Consider the following 8,071-nt stretch of genomic DNA (forward strand, 5'->3'; position numbering starts at 1 on the left):
TTCGCCGTCGTCGCCATTGCCGCCACTCTGCTCTGGATAAGGTAACTGTCCACACGGCCTAGAGCATGATCCGGAAAGTGGGAACCGGTTTTCGCTCGCGACAAACGCGAAGCGTTTGCGCGGAGATCATGCTCAACAACAAAGAGATTAGATCATGATCCGATTCCTCATCGGATCATGATCTAGCTGCCGCGCGAATCGTTGCGCCATAGCCAGACCGTGAGCGGGCGGGTGCGTCCGCGGACAAGCGTCTCGCGCGGGCCGCTGAGCGCGCCGCTCGCGAACAATGCGGATGCGGGGCCGGCCCGTTGCAAGAGGTCATCGCTCAGCGCGAGCGCCGCGCTCTGCTTGGCCGCAACCTCCATCAGACGGCTGGCCACGTTCACGGTATCGCCGGTCGCGGTGATGTGCTGATAGCTGCCGCCGAGCCGAGAGGCGACGATCGGCCCGAAATGCGCGCCCACCTTGAAGCCGGTCCGCGTTGCGATCGAGGGCGGCAACGAATTGATCCATTGCGCGACGCGGTTGCAGAGCGTGACTGCGCAGTGCGAGGCCTTGCGGGCATCGTCTGCGGTGGCTTCCGGCAGGCCGAACAGGATCATGGCGCCGTCGCCGAGGAAGCTCGTGATGATCCCGCTGTGCGCCTCGACCTCGTCATCGACGAGGGTGTGAAAATCCTTCAGCAGCGCAAGTCCCGCGTCGATATCGAGCGTCTCGCTCAATGCCGTGAAGCCCGAGAGGTCGATGAAGATGATCGCCGCATCCTGGTGCCGCGGCTCGAGCAGGAACGCCGGATTGCCGGTCAGCCATTTGTTGAGCGCCGGCGCCTGAAATTGCTGCAACAGGTCGCTCTTCATCGCGAAATATTGCGCCTGACGCCGATTGAGCCAAAGCTGGATTGAGCCGAACAGGATCGCCGGCGGCGCGGCGGCCGCAATCGGCAATGCCGCGCTGAGCCAGATGCCGTGCGAGAATGCGACGTAATTGGCGACAGCCCAGATCGCCATCAGCGCCGCGATCGAGAGCAGGCCGGCCGCGCTGCGCCGCCACGCCAACAGGCCGACCACTGCGAGCGTCAGCGCCACTGCAAGGATCGCGTCAGCGAGACGCGTCGAACGATCGCGCAGGATGCCGCCGCTGGTCATCAGGTGATCGATCGCGGTCGCGACGATCTCGACACCCGGCATCACGGGATCGAACGGCGTCGGAAACACATCGCCGCCGCCCGTCACTGTCACACCGATGACGACGATGCGGTCGCGGATGGCCGCTCGCGCGACCTCGCCGTCGAGCACCGATGCCGCACTCACCGTCGGTACCGTGCCGCGAGGGCCGTAATAGGCGAGCGGGAGCACATGATCGATGTCGGTCGGGATATTCCGGCCCGCAAGGCGGACGCTGTCCGCGTCGATCACCGGATCCTGGCCTGCGGCCAGTGCCGCGACGCGCAGCGGAAACGCCAGCTCGACTTTGTCACTGGTGCGGACCAGCAAAGGAATGCCGCGCGGCGTGCCCGATTTGTCGGTGGTCAGGTTGACCACGCCGACAACAGCATGTTCCGCGAACGCAGGAAGCGGGCGCAGGAATTTCTCCGCCCGCGGCAGGCGCGCGAGCGCGCTCTTGTCGTCCGCCTCCAGGATCTGGATCGCATCGGGAAACACGGCGGCAGCGGCAATGGCGGAGGGGCGTTTTCCGAGCGCTTGTGCGAGCGCGGCATCGCCGCCGTCCTTGCCCTGGTCGAGCAGCAAGAGGTCGACCGCGATCGCGCGCGGCTCGTAACTCGCAATCTTCTCGATGATCGCGGCAAGATCGGCGCGCGGCAGCGGATAGCCGCCGCGCTTGGCGATCGTCTCATCGTCGATGGCAACGATCGTGACGAGATCGGGTGCCGCGCGCTCACCGCGTGCCAGCAGGCGCAGGTCGGTCAGCGCGCCTTCGGCGCGATCGAGGAATTGAACGTCGCCGTTCCAGTAGCCTATTCCCAGCGCAGCCGCCCAGACGAATGAGAGCAGAAGCGCGATTGGTGTTTGAGGGATCCGGCCGCTCACCAAGGGTCATTGTCCGAGGCGCGCGAGCAGCGCATCGACCCGCGCCTGACCCCAGCGCTTGACTGCCAGCGGCTCGTTTCCCGGATCGACGTCGACGCCTTCGCCCGGACCAAGCACCACCTGGTTTCCGCCGCGTGGCCGGCGCACCGCGACCCGGCCCTGCAGCACGAGCACCGATGTCCTCGCCTCCTGCACATCGACCGCCCACTTGGTCCCACGCACGGCGGCGATCGCTTGTGGCGTGTTGACGCGAAAACGATTCTTGCCGGGCTGCTTGGGTGCGTCGAGCAGGAGTGCCTTGCTCTGCAGATCGACTGCCGTGGCGCTGCCATCGTGGCCTTGCAGCGTGAACCTCGCGCCGTCCTCGGCGACGATGATCAGGCCGTCGCGGCAGAGCAGGATCTGCGTTCCTCGCGCGCCCGCCTGCGACGGACATGTCGCGGCCATCGTCTGCGCTGCCGCAGGCTGGATCGCAAGTGTTGCGCAGATGATCACCAAGCTCGCCAGCCGCGCGAGCACTCCCGCAATGTCTCGGTGCAAAACGCTCCCCTCGTTAAAATAGTTGGTCGCCGCAATATAGCTCTTTGAAGCGCACACTATGTCTAGAAAATGTCTGCCCGGGTCCAGTGCCAATGGCGTGAGCCGACGCGATACTTCGTCGGGCCCAAGGTCGCGTCACAGGGACGTGATGTCAGGCGCGCCCCGAGGCGGGCAGGCCGCCCGGGGGTGATGAGAACCTGCCGATTTGTCCCGGCCGGCTGTCGCTCAGTCCGGCGTGAACAACGCCTTGCCACGATTCTTCTGCGCCACCGCCACCGCTTCCGGGATTTGCGAAAAACGGTAGGTGCCTTCGACCGGCGCGCTGATTACCCCCGAGGCCACCAGCGGCGCGAGGTGTTCATACATCGCGCTGATGTGCTCGGCGGTGGCGCTGTTGAACCAGTTGGCGAGCCAGAAGCCGCGCATTGCGATGTCGCGGAAGATGAAGGGCTGCGCCGGTCCGACGAAGGGCTTGCCGCTGATTGCGCTGTAGAACACCAGCACGCCCTTTGGCGCCAGGCATGTAATGAGGTTCATCGTGGCGGTATCGGCGACGCCATCGATGGCGAGCGCGATCGGCGCGCCGCCGGTCTCGGCGGCGACGCGCTTGTTGAGATCGGGTCCATCGACCAGCACGACGTCGCCGCCGCTCGCCTTGAGATCGGCCACGACTTCCTCGCGCCTGACGATATTGACCGTCTTCAATCCAAGCGACTTCGCGATCCCGATCACGGCGCGGCCGACGCCGGAATTGGCCGCGTTCTGGATCAGCCAGGCGCCGGGAGCCAAGGTGACGAAATCGGTCAGCAGCAGGTAAGCTGTTGCGGAATTGATGCCGAGCATCGCCAATTGCAGCGGATTGCCGTCGGGGAGCGCCCGTAACTTGCTGGCATCCGCCTTGATCCGCTCCGCCCAGGCCGGCGAAGGATAGGGGATGAGCGCGCGGTCGCCTTGCCTCAGATGCGTGACGCCACGACCGACCGCCACGACGCGGCCGACACCCTCCGTTCCCACGATGCTCGGCAGTTTTGGCCGGTAGCCATAGCGGCCCGAGATCATCAGGAGGTCGCTCATGTTGATGGGCGAAGCCTCCAGCGCGATCACGACTTCGCCGTCGCCTGGGGCGCCGACATCGGGAATGTCGACGAGTTTCATGACCTCGGCCGGGTTGCCGAACGCCTCGATCTGGATCGCCTTCATGGCAGCGCCTCCGAATTATATACTGTATAGTATATAACGAGGAGGCGCTGTCAAGAAAGCAGCTTTATCGCCTGGTCGAACGTGGCGCGGACGCGCGCCGCTTCGGGAGCGTCCTTTGCCAGCACCATGAGCCCCTGATAGATTGCCATGATCGTATGCGCGACCGCATCGGGATCGAAGTCGTCGGCGAACTGGGCGCGGTCGGCGCGCAGGCGGTCGCGCAGCAACTGCTCGAGCTTGCGGTTGAAGGCCTGGATCCGCTTCCGCACCTCCTGCTCGGCCACGCCGTCGACGGAGGTGTTGACGGAGAGGCAACCGCGGCTGCCCTTCACGCCGGAACAACGAGAAACGAAGCCGGTCAGCCAGCGCTGGATGGCCTCGCGCGCGGAGGGGCCGTCATTGATGATGTGTTCGGCTTTCCCGACGATATAGGCGTGGTAGCGGTCGAGCACCTTCAGGAAGAGCGCATTCTTGTCGCCGAAGGCGGCATAGAGGCTCGGCTTGGTGAGGCCCGTCGCTGCGGTGATGTCGTCGAGCGACGTGCCCTGAAAACCCTTCTGCCAGAATACGTCGCGCGCGAGGTCGAGCACTTCGTCAGGGTCGAAACTGCGCGGTCTTGCCATGCCGCCTATCTACGCGTTGGCACAGGCTTCGCCAAGCTCAGCCTACGCCAGCGACCGGTGGCGCCGCCGCCTGTCGCCGGAACAGGATGCGCTGGTAGAACCAGCCGATCGCGACCAGCACCACGCCGAGGCACATGAAGGACAGCGCGCGGTAGACGCCCGTGAGCTGCGACATGTCGATCACGAACGCCTTCACGATGGTCAGCGCGATGACGGCCGTCGAGGCCATCCGCGCGCGCTGCGAGCCAACGACGATGCCGATCCCGAGCAGCACGACGCCGAACGCCAGCCAGGCGATCGAATAGGTGTATTGCTCCGCGCCCGTGGTCGGGCCATGTGACAGCACCGGGCCGTGGTAGAGCCGGCGGATTTCAAAGCTGACATAGGTCAGCGCGAGGATCAGCGCGCCGGCCGCGAGCGTGTTGCCGTAGCCGGCCGGGCGCCGTCCCGCCACCGCATAGGACAACAGCAGCGCCAGCACCGCGGGCAGGGCATAGCCGAGCAGGAGCAGGTTGATGAAGCTGCCGCCGACATTGATCGGCCACAGGATCGGCGTCTCCAACAGCATCAGGCCGAAGACGGCGGCAAGACCGGCGAACACCGTCAACAGCACCGCGCTGATGTTGTGCACGATGCTGGACGTGCGGATGCGCAGGCGCTCGAGCCCGATCGCCATCGCCAGCGCCGTGCAGACCTGCAGCGCGACCTCGGTGAGGCCGGCGCTGTTGCTGTAGACGTCGCCGTCGTTGACGGCGTGGCGGATCTCCATGAAGGCGAGCAGGACCGTGAACAGGATCGCGGCCGACTCGACCGCGCGGAGCGGCGCATCGTCGCCATGGCGGCGCAGGAAGACGCTGGCTGCCCAGAACGAGGCCGCGGGAATGCCGTAGCCCCACAACAGCCAGTTGAAGATCGGCGTGGTGCCGACGGCATCGCCGACAATCCGCGGCTCGTAGCCGATGCGCAGCACCACGATGCCGGCGAGGATCGCGGCGAGCGTGCGCAGGAACGCGATCGGCCGCTGCAGCGAAATCCAGGCGGTGCCGAGCGACATCAGCGCCAGCGCGATTGTGAGCCAGCCCTTCTCCAGCGCGAATGTGAGCGCGAGCGCGAGCGCGGCGAGCGTGCCGGTCGCAAACAGCGCGATCGAGGCGGAGTGCCCGGGCCGGTCCTCGCGCCTGCTGAGGTATTCGGTTGCAGCGGCGAAGGCCGCGGCGAGCAATACCGCGAGAATTGCGAACGGAATCGAGCGGTCGAGCTGCGCGATCCGGGCGTAGAGCGCGACCAGCAGCGCCAGCGGCGTGAAGGTGGCGCCCGCCGCCCACTGCATGGTGGTCGCGGCCGAGGTGAAGCGGTGTTGCGCGAGGAAGCCGGTCACGCCGAACATGCCTGCGAAGATCGCCGCCGCGGTCAGATGCAGCGAGACCGACCCATCTGTGGCGCTGGGCCCGATGCCGGGCAGGGGACCGCCGGGGAGCACCAGCATGTCCGGATTGCCGCGCACCGCCCATTCGGCGAAGACGACGAACACGAACAGCGCGGCGGCGCCAATCGCCGCAGTGGCCGCCGGCGCCCGCCAGGCGACGAGGAGGCTGCCGGCGACCAGGAGGCCGAAGGTGATCATCGCGGGATCGGCGTGAAAGCTGTTCAGCACGATCAGCAGCGCGCCGAACAGATAGGCGATCAGCGAGCCCGATGAGATCGGCTCGACCTCTTCGCCCTCCGCTTCCGGTCCGAACATGAAGCCGCAGACGACCAATAGCGCCGCGAGGATGAATCCGGCGATGACATGAAAGGCGTGCGGTCCGATCATCGACGGCCCGCATTGCAGACAGGGGAAGGTCCAGAGCAGCGCGAACACGACCGTCGTAACGGCAAGCCAGCGCCACAGCCGGATGCGGGCGAGGCCGAACGACGCCGCGGTGACGATCGCAAGATAGATGTAGAGCGCCCAGAAATCCGGCTTTTCGGATGAGACGAGGATCGGCGTGGCGAAGGCGCCGACGACGCCGAGACCGGCCAGCGCCGGCCCGTGCAGCAGCGCGGCGGCGAGCGTGCCGAGCGCGACCAGTCCGAGCAGCACGAAGGCGGTCGCCGGCGCAAGGAAGTCGTAGAGCTCGTAGGCCGCATAGACCGTCGCGAATGCCACAGCCGTTCCGGCGGCGGTGAGGATCGCCGGGATATTGGCGATCGGCAGCGGTGCGATCGTGGAAATGCTTTCCTTGCGCCGCGTCCATTCGCCGGCACCGAGCAGCGCCAGCGCGAACAGGCCGCCGAGCATGGTACGCACGCCGGGTCCGAGCAGGCCGGCCTCGATCGAATAGCGCACCATGAAGAAGCCGCCGAGCGCCAGCGTCAGGCCGCCGAGCCACACCACCCAGCGGGTGCCGATCGTCTCTTCGAAGCCGGGCTGGGCGGGCGGCAGCGGCGGTGGCGCGGGCGGCGCGCCGCTCGGAGCCTCGGGCGCGGCCGCTTGTTCCGCCATGGCAGGTGCGGCCTGGATGGCCTCTGGCGGTAAAGGCGGAGGCGTGGCGGCAGCCGGCGGCGAGGTCGCACGCGTCGGCTCAGGCTCGGGGGCGAGTGGCGGCGATACCCGCCGTAATGCCGCAGCATTCGCGCCTTCGAGGGCGTCCAGTCGCGTGCGCAGGGCGGCGACCTCGTTCATTGACTTCAACGCAAATGCAAATGCGACGACCGCAATGACGAAAACAATGAACACCAGCATCAGGCCTCCGGGCGGGCGCGCGAGGGGCGTAGCCAATCACGTCCGCGGTCGTCGCAATCCATTGAGTGGAGGTTGCCCCGCAAAAAGTTCAATCGCTAGATCCTGATCCGATTAGATGGAATCGGATCATGATCTCATCTCTTTGTTCGAGCATGATCTCCGCGCAAACGCTTCGCGTTTGTCGCGAGGGAAAACCGGTTTCCACTTTTCCGGATCATGCTCTAAGCGGCATTTCCGCGCGACTCACTCGAGGTCGACCCGGAACGGCTGGTTTTCGACGCTCATGGCGCCGGGCCCGATCTCGTCGAGCGCGCGGATCATCCGGCCCTCCCGCCCGAGCGCCTTGTCGGCAAGGCTCACCATCAGCCGGTTCGGTGACGCGATCGGGGAGGCGGCGCGGATCTGGCGCGCGATCTCGGCCTCGTCGCGATGCGGATTGAGCGCGCAGGCGGCGGCGAATGCGCTCGCGGTCGAGCGGCTGATGCCGGCGTAGCAGTGTACCACCATCGGCGCGCTACGGTCCCAACTCCGCACGAAGTTCAGGACTTGCTCGATGTGCCGTCCGGAGGGTGCGATAAAACCGTCCATCACTTCGGTGATGTCGTCGACCTGCACGCGCAGATGATTGGCCTCGAGCACGGAAGCCGGCCGCTGCACCTGGGCGACATTGGCCATGACGGTGAGGATGTGGCTGGCGCCGGTCAATCTTACGGTTTCGGGAAGCAGGGCGAGCGAGCAGACGTGAAGCATCATGGTCCTTAGATGTGCAAGTTCGCCCCGAATTATAGCCGCTACTGTAGGGTGGGCAAAGCGCAGCGTGCCCACCCCACAAAACTCCGCCGTCGCAGTGCCAGTTACTGTGAGCAACCGGCGACATGGGTAACACTTCAAACCGACGACATGGGTAACACAATTCTCGTTTCGTTCAGGTCTGC

The 8,071-nt window shown here is 66.0% G+C and carries 6 protein-coding genes; all 6 read right to left on the bottom strand.

Going from position 1 to position 8,071, the window contains the following annotated elements; translation table 11 throughout:
* Positions 1 to 182 precede the first annotated feature (182 nt).
* A complete protein-coding gene (locus AAFX91_RS36400; RefSeq protein ID WP_394569729.1) occupies positions 183 to 2,048 on the bottom strand; it encodes a CHASE2 domain-containing protein in 1,866 nt (621 codons plus the stop codon).
* 6 nt (positions 2,049 to 2,054) lie between these two features.
* Positions 2,055 to 2,567 carry a FecR domain-containing protein gene (locus AAFX91_RS36405; RefSeq protein WP_394569730.1) on the bottom strand — a complete coding sequence of 171 codons (513 nt, stop codon included), beginning with the start codon at positions 2,565 to 2,567 and terminating at the stop codon, positions 2,055 to 2,057.
* A gap of 246 nt (positions 2,568 to 2,813) precedes the next feature.
* Complete coding sequence (locus AAFX91_RS36410; RefSeq protein WP_394569731.1) at positions 2,814 to 3,788, bottom strand: zinc-dependent alcohol dehydrogenase family protein; 975 nt, start codon at positions 3,786 to 3,788, stop codon at positions 2,814 to 2,816.
* 50 nt (positions 3,789 to 3,838) lie between these two features.
* Positions 3,839 to 4,411 (bottom strand): TetR/AcrR family transcriptional regulator, encoded by a 573-nt coding sequence (locus tag AAFX91_RS36415; protein ID WP_394569732.1) that lies wholly within the window; start codon positions 4,409 to 4,411, stop codon positions 3,839 to 3,841.
* A gap of 37 nt (positions 4,412 to 4,448) precedes the next feature.
* Positions 4,449 to 7,136, bottom strand: coding sequence for a DUF2339 domain-containing protein (locus tag AAFX91_RS36420; protein ID WP_394569733.1), 2,688 nt, complete (start codon positions 7,134 to 7,136; stop codon positions 4,449 to 4,451).
* A 243-nt stretch (positions 7,137 to 7,379) separates the two neighbouring features.
* Positions 7,380 to 7,886 carry a tyrosine phosphatase family protein gene (locus AAFX91_RS36425; RefSeq protein WP_394569734.1) on the bottom strand — a complete coding sequence of 169 codons (507 nt, stop codon included), beginning with the start codon at positions 7,884 to 7,886 and terminating at the stop codon, positions 7,380 to 7,382.
* Positions 7,887 to 8,071: the final 185 nt, after the last annotated feature.

It is taken from the genome of Bradyrhizobium sp. 31Argb (assembly GCF_043638955.1).
GTDB lineage: Bacteria > Pseudomonadota > Alphaproteobacteria > Rhizobiales > Xanthobacteraceae > Bradyrhizobium.

Bases quoted from the DNA above. Each gene is read 5' to 3' on its own strand.
- AAFX91_RS36410 (WP_394569731.1), bottom strand. From the start codon at position 3,788: ATGAAGGCGATCCAGATCGAGGCGTTCGGCAACCCGGCCGAGGTCATG.
- AAFX91_RS36415 (WP_394569732.1), bottom strand. From the start codon at position 4,411: ATGGCAAGACCGCGCAGTTTCGACCCTGACGAAGTGCTCGACCTCGCG.
- AAFX91_RS36420 (WP_394569733.1), bottom strand. From the start codon at position 7,136: ATGCTGGTGTTCATTGTTTTCGTCATTGCGGTCGTCGCATTTGCATTT.
- AAFX91_RS36425 (WP_394569734.1), bottom strand. From the start codon at position 7,886: ATGCTTCACGTCTGCTCGCTCGCCCTGCTTCCCGAAACCGTAAGATTG.